This window comes from Parvibaculum sedimenti, assembly GCF_009184905.1.
GTDB lineage: Bacteria > Pseudomonadota > Alphaproteobacteria > Parvibaculales > Parvibaculaceae > Parvibaculum > Parvibaculum sedimenti.
This window is the reverse complement of sequence record NZ_WESC01000018.1, coordinates 1-20,942: the sequence shown is the minus strand read 5'-3', so window position 1 is coordinate 20,942 and position 20,942 is coordinate 1. Positions and strand designations below refer to the sequence as shown.

General features: G+C 60.6%; 17 protein-coding genes, 1 tRNA gene and 1 pseudogene. 8 read left to right on the top strand and 11 right to left on the bottom strand.

The genetic code is table 11. From position 1 onward, the window contains the following. Positions 1-53: 53 nt before the first annotated feature. Together F2P47_RS16060 and F2P47_RS16055 are read right to left on the bottom strand one after the other, a co-directional pair. A tRNA-His gene (locus F2P47_RS16060) sits at positions 54-130 on the bottom strand. Positions 131-252: 122 nt separating this feature from the next. Then, positions 253-717, bottom strand: coding sequence for a MarR family winged helix-turn-helix transcriptional regulator (locus F2P47_RS16055; protein ID WP_152217400.1), 465 nt, complete (start codon positions 715-717; stop codon positions 253-255). Positions 718-1,027: 310 nt separating this feature from the next. Here F2P47_RS16055 and F2P47_RS16050 point away from each other — a divergent pair, with 310 nt between their 5' ends. Beyond that, complete coding sequence (locus F2P47_RS16050; RefSeq protein WP_152217399.1) at positions 1,028-1,972, top strand: alpha/beta fold hydrolase; 945 nt, start codon at positions 1,028-1,030, stop codon at positions 1,970-1,972. Here F2P47_RS16050 and F2P47_RS16045 read toward each other — a convergent pair. The 4 genes from F2P47_RS16045 to F2P47_RS16030 are packed head-to-tail and all read right to left on the bottom strand — an operon-like array spanning position 1,969 to position 5,594. After that, positions 1,969-2,838, bottom strand: coding sequence for an efflux RND transporter periplasmic adaptor subunit (locus tag F2P47_RS16045; protein ID WP_152217398.1), 870 nt, complete (start codon positions 2,836-2,838; stop codon positions 1,969-1,971). The two genes, F2P47_RS16050 and F2P47_RS16045, sit on opposite strands and share 4 nt — an antisense overlap. Before the next feature lies 1 nt (position 2,839). Then, the gene (locus F2P47_RS16040) at positions 2,840-3,049 is read right to left on the bottom strand and encodes a DUF1656 domain-containing protein (protein WP_152217397.1); all 210 of its coding nucleotides are present in this window, start codon (positions 3,047-3,049) and stop codon (positions 2,840-2,842) included. Continuing rightward, complete coding sequence (locus F2P47_RS16035) at positions 3,046-5,130, bottom strand: FUSC family protein (RefSeq protein WP_152217396.1); 2,085 nt, start codon at positions 5,128-5,130, stop codon at positions 3,046-3,048. The genes F2P47_RS16040 and F2P47_RS16035 overlap by 4 nt, the downstream gene beginning before the upstream one ends. Next, the gene (locus F2P47_RS16030; protein WP_152217395.1) at positions 5,127-5,594 is read right to left on the bottom strand and encodes a MarR family winged helix-turn-helix transcriptional regulator; all 468 of its coding nucleotides are present in this window, start codon (positions 5,592-5,594) and stop codon (positions 5,127-5,129) included. The genes F2P47_RS16035 and F2P47_RS16030 overlap by 4 nt, the downstream gene beginning before the upstream one ends. A 200-nt stretch (positions 5,595-5,794) precedes the next feature. Here F2P47_RS16030 and F2P47_RS16025 point away from each other — a divergent pair, with 200 nt between their 5' ends. Next, positions 5,795-7,861 carry an AsmA family protein gene (locus F2P47_RS16025; protein ID WP_185681161.1) on the top strand — a complete coding sequence of 689 codons (2,067 nt, stop codon included), beginning with the start codon at positions 5,795-5,797 and terminating at the stop codon, positions 7,859-7,861. Here F2P47_RS16025 and F2P47_RS16020 read toward each other — a convergent pair. Next, positions 7,858-8,352: a cupin domain-containing protein gene (locus tag F2P47_RS16020; RefSeq protein WP_152217393.1), complete on the bottom strand. Its 495-nt coding sequence runs from the start codon at positions 8,350-8,352 to the stop codon at positions 7,858-7,860. The genes F2P47_RS16025 and F2P47_RS16020 overlap by 4 nt on opposite strands. A gap of 83 nt (positions 8,353-8,435) precedes the next feature. Here F2P47_RS16020 and F2P47_RS16015 point away from each other — a divergent pair, with 83 nt between their 5' ends. Both F2P47_RS16015 and F2P47_RS16010 read left to right on the top strand, forming a co-directional pair. Then, positions 8,436-8,687: a DUF6460 domain-containing protein gene (locus tag F2P47_RS16015; RefSeq protein ID WP_152217392.1), complete on the top strand. Its 252-nt coding sequence runs from the start codon at positions 8,436-8,438 to the stop codon at positions 8,685-8,687. Between the two features lie 114 nt (positions 8,688-8,801). Next, positions 8,802-9,167 carry a hypothetical protein gene (locus F2P47_RS16010; RefSeq protein WP_152217391.1) on the top strand — a complete coding sequence of 122 codons (366 nt, stop codon included), beginning with the start codon at positions 8,802-8,804 and terminating at the stop codon, positions 9,165-9,167. A 6-nt stretch (positions 9,168-9,173) separates the two neighbouring features. On the opposite strand, the gene purU is transcribed toward F2P47_RS16010, so the two are convergent. The 4 genes from purU to F2P47_RS15990 all read right to left on the bottom strand — a co-directional run bounded on the left by purU (position 9,174) and on the right by F2P47_RS15990 (position 14,727). Continuing rightward, positions 9,174-10,043, bottom strand: a complete 870-nt coding sequence (gene purU / locus F2P47_RS16005) for a formyltetrahydrofolate deformylase (protein ID WP_152217390.1) — start codon at positions 10,041-10,043, stop codon at positions 9,174-9,176. A gap of 196 nt (positions 10,044-10,239) precedes the next feature. Continuing rightward, positions 10,240-11,751, bottom strand: coding sequence for a flavin-containing monooxygenase (locus F2P47_RS16000; RefSeq protein ID WP_152217389.1), 1,512 nt, complete (start codon positions 11,749-11,751; stop codon positions 10,240-10,242). A gap of 196 nt (positions 11,752-11,947) precedes the next feature. After that, a complete protein-coding gene (locus F2P47_RS15995; RefSeq protein WP_246176934.1) occupies positions 11,948-13,756 on the bottom strand; it encodes an ABC transporter ATP-binding protein in 1,809 nt (602 codons plus the stop codon). Continuing rightward, positions 13,753-14,727 carry a glycosyltransferase family 2 protein gene (locus tag F2P47_RS15990; protein WP_246176936.1) on the bottom strand — a complete coding sequence of 325 codons (975 nt, stop codon included), beginning with the start codon at positions 14,725-14,727 and terminating at the stop codon, positions 13,753-13,755. Before F2P47_RS15990 ends, F2P47_RS15995 begins: the two co-directional genes overlap by 4 nt. A 233-nt stretch (positions 14,728-14,960) precedes the next feature. On the opposite strand from F2P47_RS15990, the pseudogene rfbB reads away from it, so the two are divergent. The 4 genes and pseudogenes from rfbB to F2P47_RS15975 form a co-directional block, all read left to right on the top strand. After that, positions 14,961-16,016, top strand: a pseudogene (gene rfbB / locus F2P47_RS17965) (dTDP-glucose 4,6-dehydratase); the annotation flags it as partial. Then, positions 16,005-16,958 (top strand): dTDP-4-dehydrorhamnose reductase, encoded by a 954-nt coding sequence (gene rfbD, locus F2P47_RS17960; protein ID WP_281349316.1) that lies wholly within the window; start codon positions 16,005-16,007, stop codon positions 16,956-16,958. The pseudogene rfbB and the gene rfbD, both read left to right, overlap by 12 nt. Continuing rightward, entirely contained in the window at positions 16,955-17,863 is a 909-nt protein-coding gene (gene rfbA, locus F2P47_RS15980) for a glucose-1-phosphate thymidylyltransferase RfbA (RefSeq protein WP_152217386.1), read from the top strand. Before rfbD ends, rfbA begins: the two co-directional genes overlap by 4 nt. 30 nt (positions 17,864-17,893) lie before the next feature. Further along, positions 17,894-20,857: an FkbM family methyltransferase gene (locus F2P47_RS15975; protein ID WP_152217385.1), complete on the top strand. Its 2,964-nt coding sequence runs from the start codon at positions 17,894-17,896 to the stop codon at positions 20,855-20,857. Positions 20,858-20,942 lie beyond the last annotated feature (85 nt).

Sequence of the window (20,942 nt, the reverse complement as noted above, 5' to 3'; positions counted from 1 at the left end):
AAAGACCTGCACGCCTCAACGGGCGCCCGAATTTCTCTTGTATTTGGGGAGAATGGTACAGGCGCCCCGGATCGAACGGGGGACCTCTAGATCCACAATCTAGCGCTCTAACCATCTGAGCTACGCCTGCACCGGCGGCGGGATGCAGGGCCGCCATAGGGGCCCCTCCCGCAGTGGCCGGGAACTTAATTCGGCAGGATTGCGAAGGCAAGCCTTGGAATACGCAGTTCTTCCCGCTTATTTGCCTTCGCCTCATTCGCCGGGCTTCCAGTCAGGCAGCGCGGTGGCGACGCGGGTGAGCAAGCGGCGCAATTCGGCCATTTTGTCCGCACCGATGCGCCCGGCCAGCAGGGCTTCATATTCCGCGCCCAGCGCAGCCGCCGTCGCCATGAGCTTGCGTCCCCGCCGCGTCAGCCGCGCGAGTTTGGCGCGCTTGTCCTTCGGATCTGGCACGATTTCCAGATAATCGAGATCAATGAGGGAATCGACCAGATAGGCCATGCTCTGCTTCGTCATGCCCGCCCGCTCCGCCAGCGTGGTGACGCGCGAGCCTTTTTCGGCATCAATGGTGCGGACGACCGCGCTATGGGCGACCCGAATGTCGGGAAAGCCGCGCTCCTGAAGCCGCGCATAGAGCCAGCCGAGATAATGGGAGTAAGGCTCGCGAAAAAGCGCCCCGAATGTGATCTGACGGGCGGGTCCGTCGATTTCGTCCATCACCCCTCCTTGATATAGCCAGATAGATCATCTTTTTTAGACAGATATTCTGACCATACTGCCCAGGCTGACGCAGGACAAGCATGAGACGGCACTGCCCCCGGACTCGGTGAACACGGAACTGCGCCAGCGCCCCGGCGGAGAAGGAGAATGGACACCATCACTGCGACCATCGACTATTCGGAGACATTTCTGCCCCGCAGGCGCATTCGCGCGCTTCGCCGTTCTCTCGCCCCAGATCGACCTTGGCACCTCCCCAAATCGCGTATAGTGACGCCCGGAATCAACGACAAGAATGCCGGGAGAGAATATGGCCGTCCATCCGATCGAAACCGCCTTCATCGAGGCGAATGGCATCGCCTTCGAGGTCGATATGTGCGGCGACGGACAGAAGCTCGCCCTGTTCCTTCACGGCTTCCCGGAAAACAAATTTTCCTGGCGTCACCAATTGCCGCTTCTCGCCGAACTCGGCTACACGGCCTGGGCGCCCAATCTGCGCGGATATGGCGGCACGACGCGGCCCAAGGGCGTCGATGCCTACCGCATGGAACATCTGACGGCCGACGTAGCAGCGCTGATCGATGCAGCGCGCGCACGTGGCGTCACAGGGCCCGTGACGCTCATCGCCCATGACTGGGGCGGCGCCATCGGCTGGGCCTTCGCGCTTTCAGGCGCACGTCCACTCGAACGCTTCATCGTCATGAACCTGCCCCATCCCGCGCTCTTCATGAAGGGGCTGAAGACTTGGGCGCAGATCAAGCGCTCCTGGTACGTCTTTTTCTTTCAGCTTCCATGGTTGCCGGAAAAAATCTTTACGGCGAACCGCGCGCAGGCCGTGGCGCAGGCCTTTCGCGGCATGGCGGTCGACAAGAGCCGTTTTCCCGATAGCGTTCTCGAGCAATATCGAAAGACCGCGATGCTTCCCGGCGCGATGACGGCGATGATCAACTATTATCGCGCCGCCTTCCGCAACCGCAGCGGTACGGGCGCGCTCACCAATCCGCCGCAGCTCAAAACGCCAACGCTGATGATCTGGGGCGAGGAGGATTCGGCACTTGGCCGCGAGCTGACCTACGGCACGGAAAAGCTCGTAAAGGACTTCACGATCCGTTACCTGCCGCAGGTTTCGCACTGGGTGCAGCAGGAGGCGCCGGAAGCGGTCAACGCGATGCTCCGCGCCTGGATCGAAGGCCGCCCGGTGCCCATGGCCGGGCTGCGCGGGCAAATCCTTCTGAGCGAAGACGGCGGCGCCTAGGACTTCGGCTGAACGGTAACTGTCGCCGTCTGGCCTGCGGCGAGGCGAACGCCATCGGGGACCTTGTCGATCACGATGCGGACCGGAATGCGCTGCGCGAGGCGCACCCAGCTGAAGGTCGGGTTGACGTTGGCAAGCAGATTGTCGCTGCTCGCAAGCTCGCGGTCTGCAATCGCGCTTGCAATGCCGACGACGTGCCCGGTCAGTGCCTTGCCGACACCCATGAGATGTATCGCAACCGGATTGCCGTCATGGATGCGCGGAAGCTTCGTCTCCTCAAAATAGCCGTTGATGTGGAACGTATCCGCATCGACAAGTGCGAGGAGCGGCGCGCCCGTATGGCCATAATCGCCGCGGCGCAGCTTGAGATTGGTCACAAAGCCATTGACCGGCGCGCGCACCGTGGTGCGCTCGAGGTCGAGCTTCGCGACCGCAAGGGTCGCAAACGCCTGGCGATAGGCAGCGGCCGCGGCAGCCGCGCTAGTATTGGCCTGCTCGCGCGCGGAAGCGCTCACAGCATCGTCGCGAAGCCCACGCTTGCGGGCGGCATCGCGCTCGAACTGCTCCATCTGCGCCTTACGGTTCTCGACATTCGCCGCCGCCTCGTCGAGCGCGAGACGGAAGCGCTCCGCGTCGATGGTGAACAGGGGATCGCCCGCGCGCACATACTGATTGTCCACGACGGAAACCTGCACGACGAGTCCCGAAACATCGGGCGCGACCTCGACGACATCGGCGCTGACGCGGCCGTCCCGCGTCCAGGGCTCGCTCATGTAGTAGCTCCAGAGATGATAGCCGGCGAAGACTGCGAAGAGCAAAACGATCGTGGTGATCGCGACGCGCACGGGAAGCGGGGCGGACTGCATTTCAAACCTCCAGAAAACCGAAAGGCCGGGCCACCACTGCAAACAGCAGGACCAGCAGGGCCAGATCGAAAAGCGCCGGGTGCCACACCCAGCGATAGACGCCAAGCCGCACAAAGCCCGCACGCAGGACCAACCAAAGAAAAAACGCCAGCTCAGCACTGCCAAGCAGTGGCGTGAAGAAAACACCGCCGATGTCGAGTTCCGTCATCATGCCGCCCTCCTTCCCGCCACCCTGTAGATCCGCGAGCCGACCCAACTCTTCGCCAGCGTGACACCCGAAGCCGGCGGTGCGCGAAAGAAATCGGGGTGACCGAGCATGATCTGGCGCAAGCCACTCAGCCCGATCAGAACCGGCGTCGCTTGCTCGCCTTCGTCATGCGCGACTTCCGCAATGGCCTCATCGAGCGCGGCCCCCATGGCGGCGTAACTCGTCTCGTGTTCTCGATTGGAGGGCGAGAAATGCGTCGCGATGATCGCGAAGACGCGGGCGAGCACCCTCGTCTTGTTGCGCGGCAATCCATGCACATGCCTGCGCAGGGCGGCGATGTTGAGCCCGACGCGAACCGACGCAAGCGCGCCATCGATCAACGCATCTATATCGCCGCTGCCGCTGCCGCGCCGCTGCATCAGCCCTTCGACGCGGTCGAGCATCACGCTTTCGAAGCTTTCACGCGTGAGCTTGCGGTCGCCGCGGGCGAGCCTGCCCAGGTCCAGATGGATCGCGCCGGTTATGCGCCGGATCATCAATTCCGCACCCGAGGCGCGCGCGACCGCGAGCACTGCCGCGGCAAGCGCGATGCCGAACACCTGCGCAACGCCAAAGTTCATGAAGATGGCGAAGTCGTAGGTCATCCTGTTCTCGATATTCATCATCGCCGTCATGGTGAGCAGCATCGGAAGGGCGAGCGGCGTGTAGGCGGGCATGGCCATCATCGTGCAGAGCAAAAGAAATGCTGGCGCTAGCGCAAGCGCCAGCATATCGAAGCCACTCAAGACGGGAAAAACGCCGAAGATATAAAATGCGGCGATGACCGTGCCGATGACCGTGCCCTGCAGGAACTTCAAGAGGAAGCCCGCCGGATCGTCGAACGTCGCACCGAGACTGCATCCAACCGCGGCCATCATCGCTGCGGTATAACCGTCCGGCCATGCCGCCCCGATCCAGAAGGCGCAACAAATGCAGATGACAATGACCGCCGCGAGACCAGAGAATGCGGCCATAAGATAATCCGCATGGAATGTCCGCTGCTGCACCGCCTCGCGGAGAGGGCGCCCCGACTTCACACCGCTGCGGGAGGTCAGGCTTTCGTTCCAGACGAGAACGAGATCGCGCAAGCGCTCGACCAGCGCGGCGAAGAGCCTTAGCTGCGGATCGGCGCGCAACGACAGGCCTGAAGGGCGCGTTGCGTCAATCGACGCAAGAAGCGCGGCGCTTTCGGCGGGGCACGCGGGGCCCATCGCTGTGGCGCGCAGCCATGAAATGAAGTCTCCGTGAATACCGCGCAGCCGCTCGACGAGATCGGGCCGCTCGCGGCGCAGGATTGTCAGCCGATCCTCGACGGCAAGAAGCAACGAAAGGATCGATTGCATATGCGTCTGCAGCCGCCCGATGGCGGCGGCGGAGCGCCTGAGTTCCGGCGTATCGTAAAGCGCGTGAACGCGAAGCCTCTCGATGTCTCCCGACTCCGCGACGAGACGTCGATGATCGAAAGCGCCCCTCGCATCATTGTCGGGCCGTCCAACGACATATTCGACCCAGCGCGCGGCATCTGCGAACCACCTGTCAATCATGTGCGAAAGCACAGGGCCCGCTCGTTGCGGCAGCACGATGGTGTGAACGAGCGTCGCGCAGAGAATGGCGAGAATTATCTCCTCGGAGCGCGCAATGGCGGCGTCAAAGATTCCGGCCGGAGCAGAGACGGTAGGAAAGCCGATGAAAACCGCCGTGTAGCCGGAAAGAAGAAATGCATAGGCGCGTGGGCTGCGCTCAAGGCAAGCAACATAAATGCAAAGCCCCACCCAGACGGCGAGCGCCAGCGCCTGCAATTCCGGCGCGTCCGCAAAGCCGATCAATATGAAGCTTGAAATGACGGCGCCGACGATTGTGCCCGCGACGCGATAGACAGCCTTCGACGCGACCATCCCTGCGAAAGGCTGCGAGACAATGAACACGGTCAACATCGACCATGATGGGCGCGGCAAATCAAAGGAGAATGCCAGATAAAGCGCGAGCAGCGCCGCGCCGAAGGTCTTCACCGCGAAAATATAATGCTGCCGACTTGGGAGGGTCATTCCCGGCTCCGTTGCGCCTTCTCCTGATGGAGAGCCTGGGCAGCAGCTTGAATCTTGCCCATCACCTCGAAGCAGGTCGCGAGATCTTCCTCGCTCACCTCGGCGAGGAGACGCGCGCGAATATCGGCGAGATGCGGCTCCAGCTTTTTCAGCAACGCCTCGCCCCGCGCGGTGAGGAAGAGGGTCTTGGCACGGCGGTCCGTCGGGTCGGGCTTTCTGATGACAAGCTTCGCCTTTTCCAGCGCGTCGAGTTGCGGCACCAGCGAAGGCCCTTCAATGCCCAGCGCGGCGGCAAGCTCCATCTGGCGAACGCCGCCGCCCAACCGCCCGAGCTGGACGAGCGGCAGCGTGGTCGCCTCCGAGAGGCCGAACTCCTCCACGGCAGCATTGGCCTCCCGCCGCCAGAGGCGGGAAACGCGCAGTAGCCAGAGGCCGAATTCATTTCTGGTGAGATGTCGCTCCATGGATTATAGATAACCTCCTATGTATTAGTCTTCAATCTATTTGCGTGACTTATCCCCTATATTTTTGATGTCGGCGGCGAGCTGGCCGCATTGGCGCTTCGCTCATGCCAACCGCGCGGTCACAATTCTGCCCACGGCTCGGGTCCATAATCCGTGTCGAATCGGCGCCCCTCGAAGCGCCACAAGCCGGGAGGAAAGTCATGTCGCGTCTTATCGCCATCATTGTCGGCATCGTGGTGCTGCTCGCAGCCATCGTCGTCGCAGTGCCGATGTTCGTGCCCGCCAGCGTCTACAAACAACGCATCGTTTCGCTGGTGAAGGCGCAGACCGGTCGCGACCTGACGATCGGCGGCAATGTCGGACTGTCCTTCTTCCCGCGTCTCGCGGTGAAGGTCGAGAATGTCAGTATCTCGAACGCGCCCTGGGCCAAGGACCGCGACATGGCGTCGATGCGCGAAATGCGTGCCGCGCTGAAGATCATCCCGCTCTTCAAGGGTGATGTTCAGATCGACAGCTTCATGCTTGTCGATCCTGTGATCCATCTCGAAGTGAAGGCCGACGGCACTCCGAACTGGCAGTTCGAGAGCGCGGGTGCCGCGCCCACCGAAACGAAACACGCGCCCTCCACACAGGGAACGGGCGCCCCGACGCTCCGCCAGCTCAGCCTTGGCGACGTCTCCATTGAAAACGGCACGGCGACCTATCGCAATCAGAAGACGGGCGCCTCGCTCGCGTTCGAAAAGGTGAATGTCGATCTCGCGCTGCCGAGCCTCGACGACCCCTTCACCGCCAATGGCTCTCTCGTCTGGAACAGCGAAGCGCTTTCGCTCGAACTCAAGGCAGATCGTCCGCGCGCACTGACCGAGGGCGGTGAGACGCCAATCGAACTTGCACTCAAATCCTCAAAGATCAACTCGACTTACAAGGGCACGATCAGGCCTTTCGAAGGGTTGAAGTTCGCAGGCAATGTGACACTCGACGTCGCCTCGGTGCGCGACCTTGCCGCCTGGCTCGGCAATCCGATGCCTGCGGGCAAAGGTTTTGGGCCGCTCTCCATCGAAGGCAAGGCGTCAGGCGGCAATGGCGTCTATAATTTCTCCGACGCGAAAATCGGCTTTGACGGCATGAACGCCACCGGCACACTCGCGGTCAATGCGAGCGGCAAGCGGCCCTTCGTCAAAGGCCTGCTCACCGTCGACCGTATCGACGCCAACACCTATCTAGCATCCGACGGCACGGCGCAGAGTGGTGGCGGCAGCAATGGTGGCGGCGATGCGGGCTGGAGCAACGAACCCATCGACCTGTCAGGCCTGCGCGCGGCGGATGCGGACTTCACCTTCAGCACGCATGAGCTTCTCATCAAACAGATAAAGATCGGCGAAAGCGCGCTGGCCTTGCGGCTCAACAATGGCGTGATGAACGTCGACCTGACGAAGCTCGCGCTTTACGACGGCGCGGGTAACGGCAAGCTGACGCTGGATGGTTCGCAGCGCGTGGCGCAAATGGCCGCCTCGTTCTCTATCTCCGGCGTCTCGGCAAATGGTCTTCTCACCGACGCGGCCGACTTCAAGCGCCTCGAAGGCAAGACCGCGCTGAACTTCGCCGTTCAGACAACCGGCCAGAGCCAGCGCCAGATGGTCGGCAACCTCGGCGGCAAGGGCGAGGTGAAATTCACCAACGGCGCGATCAAGGGCGTGAATATCGCGCAGCTCGCGCGCAATGTCGGACAGGGTGCGCTGACCGGCTGGGACAGCGGCGGTTCGCAGGACACGGATTTCTCCGAGCTTGGCGGCACCTTCACCATCGACAAGGGCATCCTGACCAATAACGACCTGAAGATGCTGAGCCCGCTGGTGCGCGTCGCTGGCAATGGCACGGTGGATCTGCTCAACCGCACGCTCAACTACCACGTCAATCCGAAGCTCGCGGCAACGCTGGAGGGCCAGGGCGGCGCATCCGACGCCAAGGGCCTTGAAATCCCGCTCATCATCGAAGGACCCTGGACCGCGCCGAAATTCCGCCCCGACCTGGAGGCCATGCTGAAGAACCCCGAGGCCACTATCGACCAGGTCAAGAGCCTCAAGGGCGGCGGCGGCAAGGAATTGCTGAAGGGCCTGCTCGGCGGCGGCGCGAAGACTGACACGCCCGGCGCCACAGGCGCGACGACAGGGACAGGCACAACGACCGGCACAGGCTCCACCACCGACAGCGCACCCCAGGAAGCGCCCAAGCCCGCCGACCAGTTGAAGAAGCTCTTCGGCGGCTAGACTTTCTTCACATCGGACAAGGCGGCGTATTCCTTCTCGCCGTCAATCCGGTACATGCGAAGACCGGCGCGGGGATAGGTGCAGACATCGATGGGCGAGCGCGTCCCGCCCATCAGATAAACGAGGTCTTCACCCGCCTCCGCGGGCACATGCATGGAATGGGCAGGCGAACCCTTGGTGAAGCCGAGGAAATCGCCCGGCCCTACCATGATCGTCGTTTCGCCTATGCTCGCCTCGCCCCGGCCCGACAGCACGAAGAGAAACTCCTCGTCCTGCCCGTGGAAGTGATGCTCGGTCGAGTCCCGGCCCGGCTCGACCCGGACGAGGTGAATACCCATGTCCGAAAACCCCGCAAGGTCGCCCAGCGAGCGGGTATGGCGGATGGCATTGGAGTTGAACTGATGCACATGCGCCCGCTCCGTCAGCCCGGCGATACGCTCCGCGCTCCAGAAACAAGCCTTCAGCGCCTTCTCGTCTCCATTGCCAGGCATAAAACCCCTCCCCAAGGCTTGTTCCGCCGCCGCGCCCGTCTAAACTGTCCCAAATAGAGATTTGCCGGCCGGGGCGGCACAGCATGATTTATAACGCCTTGTCGACGCTCATAAAGTTCATACTCGTGGCGGTGCTGATCGGAGCCGTCCTGAATGAGTTCGACATCAGCGCCGATCAGGTTCTCACCGATGTGGGATTTACACCCCAGCACATCATGGCGATGCTGCGCGAAGGTTTCGACTGGGCGCTGCCGCATTTCATTCTCGGCGCGCTCGTCCTCATACCGGTCTGGATCGTGCTCTTCTTGCTGAAGCCACCGAGCATCGGCAAATGACACCGGCAAAACTGTCTGAGAATTAAGAGACGCGGGCGGGCGAGAGCTCTCGCAAGGCTCGTCTTGTCCGGCGGCGCGGGCTAGATTGCCCAATCAGAATCAACGGACTCGCCGATGCCTGCCTTCTCCCTGACTTGCCGCGCCGCATTGACGGCTACCCTCCTGCTCACGCCCGTAACGGCCTGGGCGGATGTAGGGTCAGGCCTCGTCGGGAATACGGTCGAACTCACGGGCCCTGCAGGCACAACCAAGATCTACTATCCCAACCGCAAGCACATCATTGTCCGCGGGCTTGACGGCAAGCAGGCGAAGGGATGGTGGCGCGTGAAGGGCAAGAGCATCTGCACCAAGATGCCGAAAGCGGACAAGGAAAGCTGCACCGACCCGATCGCTGAGCCACCCGTCGCCGGAAGCTCCGGCGAGTTCACGGGCGGCGATGCCACGATCAAATGGTCGGTGAGCAAGGGCAAGGGTTTCTGAGCCGCCCTAGTCAGCAAAAACGACCGTCCGCTTTCCGTTAAGGAAAACGCGCCGCCCCGCAAGCGCCGCAACGGCGCGCGCCAGCACCAGCGCTTCGACATCGCGCCCCGCCGCAATCATCTGATCCACCGTCGTCGTATGGCTCACCCGCTCGACGCGCTGCTCAATGATCGGGCCTTCGTCGAGATCGCTCGTCACGAAATGTGCGGTGGCACCGATGAGCTTCACGCCGCGCTCATGCGCTTGGTGGTAGGGCTTCGCGCCCTTGAAGCTCGGCAGGAAGGAGTGATGGATGTTGATGGCCCGGCCCGCGAGCGCGCGGCATGTCTCGTCCGACAAAACCTGCATGTAACGCGCGAGCACGACGAATTCCGCCCTGGTTTCCTCCACCAGTTCCAGCATGCGGCGCTCGGAGTCGGCCTTCGTCTCCTTTGTCACCGGTATGTGGAAGAAGGGAATGCGATGCTGCTGCGCGAGCGGCGCGAGATCGAGATGGTTCGAGACGATTGCCGGAATGTGGATCGGCAGCGCATCCGTCCGGTAGCGATAGAGAAGATCGTTGAGGCAGTGATCGGCCTTGGAGACCATCAGCAGGAAAGAGGGCCGCACGCCGACATGATGGAGACGCCATTCCATGCCGAAACGAGTCGCTACTGAACCGAATTGTTCGGCAAAACGGGCCTGCCCGAATGCACCCGTCTCGACAGGATGGAAGGCCGTGCGCATGAAGAAGCGCTTCGTGTCGGGGTCACCGAAATGGGAGGATTCGGTGATGAAGAGATTTTCGGCCGCGAGCAGCCCCGCGACCGCCGCAACAATGCCTACCGCGTCGGGGCAGGAAATAGTCAGGATGTACTGGTTCTCGTTGCCGGGCATGTGCTCGCCTTGTCTTCATCGTCGCAGGACCCCCAAAGGCCCATGCGGGTGCCTTCATACACCGCCATACCCCATAAAGACAAAAAAGCGCCGCAGCTCTCACTGCGGCGCAGTATTCAAATGACATTCGGAACCCAAGAGAGCCTTGCGTCAGGGGGCCGGACGGACCGGCAGCCCTGACGCGAGACCGCCCCTCTTATTCGTAAACGAACTCGGCGGCGTCGAGATTGATTTCGGGCAGTTCTTCCTTCTCGACCCAATAGTCCTGCGTATGCTGCCACTCGGGCTTATCACCGCGCTTTGGCAACAGATGCATGCCGCGCATCAGATAGCCCGGATTGAAGTTCTCCGGATCTATCCAGGGCATGAGCTTCATGTCCTTGTCTTCAGGACGCAGCTTCACCGTGACACGCTTTGCGCCCTTTTCCTTCATGTGGTTGAGAAGGCGGCAAACGAAATCGCCGAGCAGGTCGACACGCAGCGTCCAGCTCGCCCGGAAGTAGCCGAAGACCCAGACCATGTTCGGGATGCCGGTGAACATCATGCCGCGATAGGTGACGGTGTCGGCGAAGTTGAGCGGCTTGCCATCGATTTCGAAGTTGATGTCGCCGAGCACGCTGAGGTTGAAGCCCGTGGCCGTGATGATGATGTCGGCCTCAAGCTCCTTACCGGATTTGAGCAGAATGCCCTTTTCCGTGAAGGTCTCGATCTCGTCGGTGACGACCGACGCCTTGCCGGCCGCAGCGGCCTGGAAGATGTCGCCATCGGGCACGAAGGCAATGCGCTGGCGCCAGGGGCGATATTTCGGCGTGAAGTGCTCGTCCACGACTTCCTGCGGAAGGAACATGGCGACGCCGGCGAGCAGCTCCTGCTTCACGACATCCGGCTCCTCGAAGGAACGGCGCGTGAACTCTGCCTGATCGGCGAGTACCTTGCGGCGCGTGATCTCGTGGATCCATGCCTCGTCGATCTTCAAGGCGCGCAGTTGGTCGGCAAGCTCGTTTTCATTGCGTCCGGGAATGAAGTAGGTCGGCGAACGCTGAAGCAGGGTGACATGCTTGCAATCGCCCGCGATGGCCGGAACGAGCGTTGCCGCCGTCGCACCCGAGCCGATGACGAGGACATTCTTGTCCTTGTAATCGAGGTCTTCGGGCCAAGTCTGGGGATGGACGATATTGCCCTTGAACTTCTCCATTCCAGGCCATTCAGGCGTATAGCCCTCCGAGTGGCGGTAATACCCCTGGCACATCCAGAGGAAGTTCGCGGTGAAGTGGAAGACTTCGCCCGTGTCCGTGCGCGTCGCCTCGATGGTCCAGAGATTGTCCTTGCTGGACCAGCGGGCCGAGGAAATCTTGTGCTTGTAGCGGATGTGGCGAGCGAGATCGTTCTCGTCGATGACCTCGCCCATATAGGTCAGGATTTCCTCTGCGCTGGCGATCGGCGCGCCGGTCCAGGGTTTGAAGCGATAGCCGAAGGTGTAGAGGTCGCTATCGGAGCGGATGCCCGGATATTTGTGCATCAGCCAGGTGCCGCCGAAGCTCTCAAGCGTCTCGAGCACGAGGAAGCTCGTGCCCGGGCACTGATCCTGGAGGTGATAGGCGGCGCCGACACCGGAAATGCCCGCGCCGACGATCAAAGTGTCGAAATGTTCGACCTTGCCCCCAGCGGTCTTGGGGGCGGGTTTCGTGAGCGTTTCTGTCCCTGTCATTGACTGCGTTCTTTCTTTTTCTGATTCACGGCCTGTTCCGACCGAGGTCTCGGCCCTTCCGGCCTTTTGGATACTCGATTTTTGGAAACGACAGGCCGCAGGTCAATCTCTATCTGAAAAGAACACATGTCAAAATTGACGCAGGGGCCCCAAGACCCGCCATGGTTGACAGGGCCCCGCTGGGCCGACCGACGGTTCAGAGGGCTACGGCAAGCTGCTTTTCGGCAGGACCGCGGAATTGCAGGACATGCAGATGGGCATAGAGCCCGCCCGCGGCGATGAGCTCGGCATGGGAGCCGGATTGGAGGACCTTGCCCCGCTCCATGACATAGATTCGATCCGCATTGCGCACCGTCGAGAGGCGATGGGCGATGACGACGGTCGTTCGGTGAACCATCAACCTGTCGAGCGCCTCCTGAACCTTCGACTCCGACTCGGCATCGAGTGCGGAGGTAGGCTCATCAAGGAGCAGGATCGGCGCGTCCCTCAGCATGGCCCGCGCGATCGCGATGCGCTGGCGCTGGCCGCCTGAAAGATGGCCGCCCCCCTCCCCGACGCGCGTTTCGTAGCCGCCGGGGAGTTCGGTGATGAACTCGTGCGCATTGGCGTTGCGGGCGGCCTCGACGATCTCGTCTTCCGCGGCGCCGGGCTTTCCATAGGCGATGTTCTCGCGGATCGTTCCATCGAAGAGGAATGTGTCCTGCGTCACCAGCGCGATGTTGCGGCGAAGCGACTCGAAGGACACATGACGGAGATCCTGCCCGTCGATGGTCACGATGCCTGAGACCGGATCGTAAAAGCGTTCGATGAGGGAGAAGACCGTAGACTTGCCGCCGCCCGAAGGCCCCACCAGCGCAGTGACTGCGCAGGGCCTTGCGTCGAGGGTGACGCCGTTCAGAGCCGGCGTGGCACCATAGGCAAAGGCGACATTGTCGAGCCTGACCTCCCCCTTCGTCACCACGAGATCGACGGCATCGGGTGCTTCCACCGTCCTGATGGGATGATCGAGCAGGTCATAAAGCGAGGCCACGCCGACAATGTTCGTGTGCAACTGGACATTGAGACGGGCAAGGCGCTTCGCTGGTTCATAGGCCATCAAGAGCGCGGTGATGAAGGAGAAGAAGCCGCCCGCATCGGCGCCGCGCGAGATCACATTCCAGCCGCCATAGACGATGACGGCGGCGACAGCGAAGCCGCCCAGCGTTTCCATCAGCGGGCCCGTCATCGCGCTCGTGACCGCAATCTTGTTCGAACGCGTCTCGACATCCCTGATCGACTGCGCCATGATCTCGCGCATGTGACTCTCGAGGTTGAACGCCTTGACGATGCGAATGCCCGTCGCGGTCTCCTGCAAGGTCGAAACGATCTTCGCGATCGATAGAAGCTCAGCCTTCATGACGAGCTTGACCCGCTTCACCAGAGTGGCGACACCGATGACCGCGCCGGGCATGATCACCAGAACGAGAAGCGACATCAGCGGATCCTGCGCCACCATGACGGCGGTGAGCGCAACGACCGACATCAGATCGCGGCCGAGGCTCGTCATGACGAGATCGATCACAGAGCGCGCGGCCTGCGCATTGTAAGACATGCGCGTGGCGAGATCGCCGAAGGCATATCGCTGGTAGAAGTCCAGCGTCTGGCCGAGAAGGCGGTCATATATGCGTCGCTGCAGCGACGCGATGATGGCATTTCCGATCCGGGTCAGAATGACTTCCTGACCATAGCTCGAAAGGCCCTTGATCGTATAGATCGATACCACCGCGCCCGCGATCAGCCACACCATCGCCTCTTCTCTCTCGATGAAGATGCGATTGATGATGTCCTTCATGATCCAGGCGCTGCCGCCCGTCGAGGCGGCGACCAGCGCCATGCAGCCGAAAGCCGCGAGATAGCCCGGCACATGCTCACGCACATTCTCGATGAAGAGACGCCGCAGCAGAGGCAAAGCCTGATCCGGATTACCGAAGAGCTTTGAGACGATCCAGAGTTTCAGCGCATTCAAATTAGGCGATCCAGTTCTGCCGTGGGTGTCAAGGCCGGATTACCGGCGGCGTGGTGTCGGGACGATTGCGCGCGACCGGAATTGAAGCATTGCGCCGGCGTCTGGCCTGTCGCGCCATCATTCAGTTGCGCCAGCGCGCCAAGGCGGCCCAAGGCGCTGGCGAAACGCAACCGATCGCATTTCACGACGGAAATCGCCAAACGTTTCAGGGCCTTGCGCCGCTCGTATCCCGGCTCGAAGGGCAGCGCATATTTTTTCGCAATATAGAATCGCGAGAGCAGACGTTGCGCGGACTTGAACCTGGCGATGGCCGACGTTTGCGGGCTCGACCGGCCCGATCCGTGAAAGACCTCGGCCTCAGGTTCATAGAGCAAGGACCAGCCTGCCCTGCGCAGCCTCAGACAGAGATCGTCATCCTCGTAATAGAGGAAAATATTTTCATCGAAGCCGCCGACCTGCTCGAAGGCCGAACGGCGGCATAAGAGTGCTGCGCCGGTCAGCAGCGGCATGCAGCAGACGCCTTCGGGTTCGCATGGCGCGTTGAGAGCGTCGTCAGAAAGGGGATGCAGGATCGACGAGTAGCGCAGGCAGGTGCGACCCTCACCGTCAATCAAACGCGGCCCGACGATGGCTGCGTCGGGAAAGCGCATCGCTGCGCGATACATGGCCTCGAGCGCATGCTCACCCAGCACAGCATCCGGATTCAGGAAGAGGATAAACTCGGCACTGGAGCGCGCGGCGCCGAGGTTCGACGCACGACCAAAACCAATATTGCTATCGCAAGTTATGCAACGCGCACCCTCCGCACCCGCAACCAATACCGATTGGTCCGCGCTCGCGTTATCGACGACGATCACGTTCATTCCGCGCGGCAAGGACCTGACGGCATCCCGGACAACGGCAGCGCTGTTAAACGTTACAATTATAACGTTGATATTTCTTTCCCAGTGATCCGCCGTTTCTACACGCATCGAAACCATACAATCCGACGCCTCGCTCCAGATCGTCTGAAGGTGGCGCTCTTTAATGTGCAACTAACTGCGCACCGCTTCGACGAATGAAGTGCGGGCCTGCGAGATTTTTTTCAAGACGACGATAGGAATTGTAGTGACGAGTGTAAACCTGTGATTTTATGATTGAACGTGGCTCTCAAGTTTATTGGTGGCATTTTAATCAACTGCATTACGAGAACGAGGGAGGTTATGTGAAGCTTGTAGTAGTAGTAACAGGCGGAGCTGGTTTCATTGGCTCAGCCGTGTGCCGATACCTGATCGGTAAAACAGATGCGGAAATAGTAAATTTCGATTCTCTTACATATGCGGCCAATCTTCGGTCTCTCGCCGCGCTAGAAAATCACCCGCGCTATAGTTTCACCAAGGGCGACATACGCGATCAGGCACAGATCGACGAAATGTTTCGTCGCCACGAACCAGACGCTGTTATGCATCTCGCAGCCGAGTCGCATGTAGATCGCTCGATCACAGATTCAAACAATTTTATTCAAACTAATATTTTTGGAACTTACACGCTGCTCGAATGCGCGCGGCGATATTGGGAAGGCTTGCCGGAGGCTCGGCGCAGGAACTTCCGCTTTCTTCATGTATCGACCGACGAGGTCTATGGCAGCCTCGGACCGGATGGAACCTTCTCCGAGACAACGCCTTACAGCCCCAATTCCCCCTACGCAGCGAGCAAGGCGTCGTCCGACCATCTCGTCAACGCATGGCACCACACCTACGGGCTCCCGGTTCTCATCACCAATTGCTCGAACAATTACGGCCCCTATCACTTTCCCGAAAAGCTTATTCCGCTTGTGACGATCAATGCGCTCGAGGAAAAGGCGCTGCCCGTCTATGGCAAGGGCGACAACATTCGCGACTGGCTTTATGTGGAGGATCATGCGCGCGCGCTCGATCTCGTGCTCCGGCGCGGCGTCCCCGGCGAGAAATATAATATCGGCGGCCGGAACGAGCGCACGAACCTCGAGGTCGTGGAAGCGATCTGCGATCGCCTGGACGAATTGAGACCCGCCGCTTCCGTCGTCCGCCGCCGCGATCTCATCACCTTCGTCGCTGACAGGCCCGGCCATGACCGGCGCTACGCGATCGACGCGAGCAAGCTCGAAAATGAGCTCGGATGGCGCGCGCAGGAAGACTTTGAATCCGGGCTGCGCAAGACTGTCGACTGGTATCTCGCCAATGAGAACTGGTGGCGGCCGCTGCGCGCGGGTGTCTATGGCGGCGAACGGCTGGGCCTTCTCACCGGCGGAAAGCCCACCGGCTCCCCCCGCAGTCCGAAGCCTGATCGGCGCCCCGTTCTCATTATCGGGCACAATGGTCAGGTGGCGCAGGCGCTCGACGCTAGAGGCTTCGGGGCCGTGCCCCATGTGGCGCTGGGTCGCGACGTCGCCGACCTGACCGACGTCAACGCTCTCGCGCACGCTTTCTCCTTGCACCAGCCGCGGCTCGTCGTTAATGCCGCGGCCTATACCGCCGTCGACAAGGCAGAGAGTGAACGCGACCTCGCATTCGCTGTGAACCGCGATGGGCCGGCGCATCTCGCAAGGCTGTGCGCGACGGCCGGCATTCCCCTCATTCATCTATCGACGGACTATGTGTTCGACGGAAACAGGTGCGGCGCCTATGTTGAAGACGACCCCACGACGCCCATTAACGTATATGGCGCATCGAAGGCGGAGGGTGAGGCCGCCATACGCGCCACCCTGCCGGCACATGTGATCCTGCGCACAAGTTGGGTTTACAGTTCAACCGGCAGCAATTTCGTGAAGACAATGCTGCGGCTCGCAGAGACCCGCGACCGGCTGACCGTCGTCGACGATCAGTGCGGCTCGCCGACATTCGCAGCAGATATTGCGGATGCTATTGCTGCGATCGTCGAGCAGATCCTTGGTGGCCGCGCGGAATACGGCACCTTCCACCTCACAGGTAGCGGAGCGACGAGTTGGGCTGGCTTTGCGCGCGAGATATTTTCCCGGGCCGCCCGCCATGGTGTTCGTTCTGCCGAGGTCGTGCCCATTCCCACGAGGGACTATCCGACGCCCGCGAAAAGGCCCGCCAACTCGCTTCTCGATTGCAGACGGATCAAGCGCCACTACGGCATCGCCCTCCCGACATGGCAGGTCAGCCTGGAGCACTGCCTCGATGAAATACTGTGCAAGTCAATTGAGGAGCAGGCGTCATGAAGGGCATCATCCTGGCGGGCGGGTCCGGCACGCGCCTTTTCCCCATCACCCTTGCGGTCAGCAAACAGCTGCTCCCCATCTACAACAAACCAATGATCTACTATCCGCTCAGTACACTGATGCTGGCCGGCATACGCGACATCCTTCTCATCTCCACGCCGATCGACCTGCCGCTCTTCCAACGCTTGCTTGGCGACGGATCGCAATGGGGCATCAACCTCTCCTATGCCGAGCAGCCCAGTCCAGACGGCCTCGCGCAAGCCTTTCTCATAGGCGAAGAGTTTATTGGCGCAGACTCCTGCGCACTCATTCTCGGCGATAATCTCTTTTACGGCGACAGATTGCAGGAAAAGGTGCAGCGCGCGTCGATTAACCGGGGCGCAACGGTCTTCGCCTATCAAGTCAGCGACCCGGAGCGATATGGCGTGGTTGAATTCGACGACGAAGGCCGCGTGCGCAGTATTGAAGAAAAGCCAAAAGCACCTCGCTCCAACTGGGCGGTGACCGGACTCTATTTTTACGACAATCAGGTCGTCGATATTGCCAGGAACATTCGCCCGTCGGCCCGAGGCGAACTCGAGATCACCGATGTCAATCGCGTCTATCTGGAGCTAGGCGAATTGCGTGTCGTGCAGCTGAAGAGCGGCCATGCGTGGCTCGATACGGGGACGCACGACTCATTACTGGAGGCCTCCGAGTTTGTAAGGACGATAGAACACCGACAAGGCGTACAGGTCGCTTGTCCCGAGAGCATCGCGTTTGAGCTTGGTTACATAAGCGACAGTCAGCTGCTGGCGGCCGCAATGCGGATGGGCAAGTCGAGCTACTCAAAGAATCTGCTGCGAATTGTCGATGAGCTCGAGCCCGGGCCATCGAATTCCTGTCGCAAATTTCGTGAAAATTGAACGTCAGTACGAGTGAGAAAGAGAGAGTCGATGGCGATCGAAGAGATCGAGACGCGATGGGGCACAATATTTGTCATGGGGAACGATCGGCCGATCGCAAGCTCTCTGGAGGCATATGGCGAGTGGGCACAGATCGAGATTGAATTCCTCGCGCAATTCATCGCCGAAGGTTGCTCCATTATCGATGCCGGAGCCCATGTAGGCATACACAGTCTCGCGCTTGCAGATCTGTCCAGAGAAACTCGGATTCATTCATTCGAGGCACAGCCTCAGTTGGCTGCTCTGCTCATGCGCAACACTACAGCACTGCGCAACAGAATTACCGTATATCCATGCGCCATCAGCGGCTCTGACGGAACGGGCTTCATGTCCGAACTGCCGGATGAGCGATATGTCAACGCAGGCGCGCAGAGCCTGGAGCATCGGCCCGGCGAAGGCCGGATTGATGTGCCGATAAGGGCGCTCGATTCGCTCGGCTTGAACGGCGTCAAGTTTATCAAACTCGATATTGAGGGATGCGAGGCCGCAGCGCTGCAAGGAGCGGCTCGGACAATCGCGCGGGACAGGCCCACCATCTATTGCGAGGTGAATTCAATTGGTGCGGCATCGGATATCTTCCGGGCCATGCAGGGACGGGACTACGCCTTCTACTTTGTGTCGACACCAGCATTCAATCCGGAGAATTTTCGTTTAGCATCGTCAAATCTGTTCGGCGTCGCCCACGAAAGCGCCCTTCTCCTGCTGCCTGCCGATCACCTCGCCCCGGAAATTCGCCGCGCCAGCGTCTGCTGCCAGGTGCACAATCTGGACGAGTTTGCGCAGCATTTCATAAAGGTGCCGCGCTATGGCGATGAACGCGATCATGATCGCGACGCGCAGAGCCTGAGGTCTGAAGGCAAGGCTCTGCGCGAGAAATTGGCATTAGATAAGGCGGAAGCGTTGCGCCGCGATCAGGAGCATGCTCAGTCGAAGGCCGAGACAGATGCGCTTCGCGAACAATCCCGCGCGTATCAGAGAGAGTTGACTGCACACGCCGATCGAGCGGCGCGGGCGCAGGCCGAGATTGACGCGCTAGCGGTTGCTCTACGCGAAGCGCGAGCCGAGCGTGCACAACGGGAGCAGATGCTCACCGTGGCGCGGAACCGGATCGACGCGCTGGAAGAGGAGTTGGGGGTCCAAAAGCAAAGATACCATGCACTCGCCCCGTTCCTGTGGAAGAGTGATTTGGCGGCGCGGCGGCGGAGCATCGTTGGACCGATCGCGCGGCGCTTGGGGTATTCGGAATTGGCCAGAGCCTGCCGGACGCTGACTGGCTCGGGCCTGTTTGACAGGAAGTGGTACAAGCAAGCCTACGGGGATGTCGCCGCTTCCGAGCACGAACCGGTCGTTCATTATTTGCTGTTCGGCGCGTTCGAGGGCCGAAAGCCAAACCGGATTTTCGACAGCGCTTATTATCTGCGCGAAAATCCGGACGTCAGGCATTCGGGCATGAACCCGCTTTTGCACTACATCCACTACGGCGAGCGGGAGAATCGTCGCCCAAGCGCAGATTTCGATCCAGCGTCTTTTCTTGTGGCGCATCCTGCATTGAAGGGCCCCGGCGGCTCGCTTTTGAAGCACTTTTTGGCGGCGGGGGGCATCGATGCGCCTGTCATGCCGCCATTCAAGCCGGTAGCGCCCGACTGGAGCGCCTTTGAAGCATTGGCGGGCTCGTCGCGTGATTACATGCGACGCAGCACGCCACTTGTGGACGTGATCATACCTGTCTATCGCGGTTACGACGATACGTTGTCCTGCATCTTTTCGGTGCTGACAAGCCGCAACACAACGCCTTTCGAACTGCTCGTGATTGATGACGCCTCGCCGGAGCCCGCCCTGTCGGAGGCGCTCGATCGGCTGTCGGACATGGAACTTATCACCCTGCTTCGAAATGAGCGGAATCTCGGATTTGTCGGCACCGTCAATCGCGGCATGGCCACGCACCCGGAACGCGACGTACTTCTGCTCAACAGCGACACGCTCGTGTTCAACGACTGGCTGGACCGGATTCACGCCCATAGTCTGATGTTGGACATCGCCACGGTCACTCCCTTCACCAACAACGGAACGATCTGCAGCTATCCGGAATTCTGCAAGGACAACCGAAACGAATTGGAAATCGCATTTTCGGAAGTCGATCTTCTAGCCGCGGCAATGAACCGGCAACAGGCGGTTGATGTGCCGACTGGCGTGGGCTTTTGTATGTACATCACACGGAAGGCGCTTGACGAGGTAGGACTCTTCGATGTCGAGACATTCGGCAAGGGCTATGGCGAAGAGAACGATTTTTGCGTTCGCGCCTCCGAGCGCGGCCTGCGGAATCTCCATGCGCTGGATGTGTTTGTATTCCACTCCGGCGAGACGTCATTCGGTGCCGGCGCCACGCAAGCCAAGAAGACCGGCCTCAACGCGCTGACTGCAAAGCATCCAGGCTACATCAGGGAGGTGGAGAAATACGTTGTCGCCGATCCGGCAAAGGAAGCACGAGCAAGGCTCGACATCGGGCGTCTGTTGAAGCGCCCACCAGAGCGCATCACATTATGCTTCACGCATCTTTTGGGCGGCGGCATTGCACGCTATCTGACCGACCGCGCAGCTTCGATGGGTGAAACTGGCGAAGGCTTGCTGCTCGCCGTCCCCGCGTCGCCGGAAGGCAGAGCGATCAGGCTGATGGGAATTGACGACACGCCTTACCTGCCCAATTTGCGAGAGTTCGACATCGACAAGGACGGCGAGGCCTTTGCGCAGTTTTTGAAGTCGATCGCAATAAATGCGATCGAAGTTCACAGCACGGTGGGATGGTCGTCCCGCGCCCTCCAATTCATTCCAATGGTCGCCCGGTCGCTCGGAATGCCCTTCGACTTTATGGCGCATGACTATGTGCCGATTTGTCCGCAGATTAATCTGGTCAATCAGAGCGGCATCTATTGCGGCGAGCAAGTGACGTGCCACTGAGATTTTCGTCCAGAAGGATTTAGAGTCCGGCCCTATGGAAGGGAGACGGACGATGAAGAGGCAGCGTTTTACGGAAGAGCAGATC

Coding starts and splice junctions, on each gene's coding strand:
- F2P47_RS16020 (WP_152217393.1), bottom strand. CDS start 8,352: ATGCCTGGCAATGGAGACGAGAAGGCGCTGAAGGCTTGTTTCTGGAGC.
- F2P47_RS15990 (WP_246176936.1), bottom strand. CDS start 14,727: ATGCGTGTAGAAACGGCGGATCACTGGGAAAGAAATATCAACGTTATA.
- F2P47_RS16030 (WP_152217395.1), bottom strand. CDS start 5,594: ATGGAGCGACATCTCACCAGAAATGAATTCGGCCTCTGGCTACTGCGC.
- F2P47_RS16010 (WP_152217391.1), top strand. CDS start 8,802: ATGCCTGCCTTCTCCCTGACTTGCCGCGCCGCATTGACGGCTACCCTC.
- F2P47_RS16050 (WP_152217399.1), top strand. CDS start 1,028: ATGGCCGTCCATCCGATCGAAACCGCCTTCATCGAGGCGAATGGCATC.
- purU (WP_152217390.1), bottom strand. CDS start 10,043: ATGCCCGGCAACGAGAACCAGTACATCCTGACTATTTCCTGCCCCGAC.
- rfbA (WP_152217386.1), top strand. CDS start 16,955: ATGAAGGGCATCATCCTGGCGGGCGGGTCCGGCACGCGCCTTTTCCCC.
- F2P47_RS16035 (WP_152217396.1), bottom strand. CDS start 5,130: ATGACCCTCCCAAGTCGGCAGCATTATATTTTCGCGGTGAAGACCTTC.
- F2P47_RS16000 (WP_152217389.1), bottom strand. CDS start 11,751: ATGACAGGGACAGAAACGCTCACGAAACCCGCCCCCAAGACCGCTGGG.
- F2P47_RS16055 (WP_152217400.1), bottom strand. CDS start 717: ATGGACGAAATCGACGGACCCGCCCGTCAGATCACATTCGGGGCGCTT.
- F2P47_RS16015 (WP_152217392.1), top strand. CDS start 8,436: ATGATTTATAACGCCTTGTCGACGCTCATAAAGTTCATACTCGTGGCG.
- F2P47_RS16040 (WP_152217397.1), bottom strand. CDS start 3,049: ATGATGACGGAACTCGACATCGGCGGTGTTTTCTTCACGCCACTGCTT.
- F2P47_RS16025 (WP_185681161.1), top strand. CDS start 5,795: ATGTCGCGTCTTATCGCCATCATTGTCGGCATCGTGGTGCTGCTCGCA.
- F2P47_RS15975 (WP_152217385.1), top strand. CDS start 17,894: ATGGCGATCGAAGAGATCGAGACGCGATGGGGCACAATATTTGTCATG.
- F2P47_RS16045 (WP_152217398.1), bottom strand. CDS start 2,838: ATGCAGTCCGCCCCGCTTCCCGTGCGCGTCGCGATCACCACGATCGTT.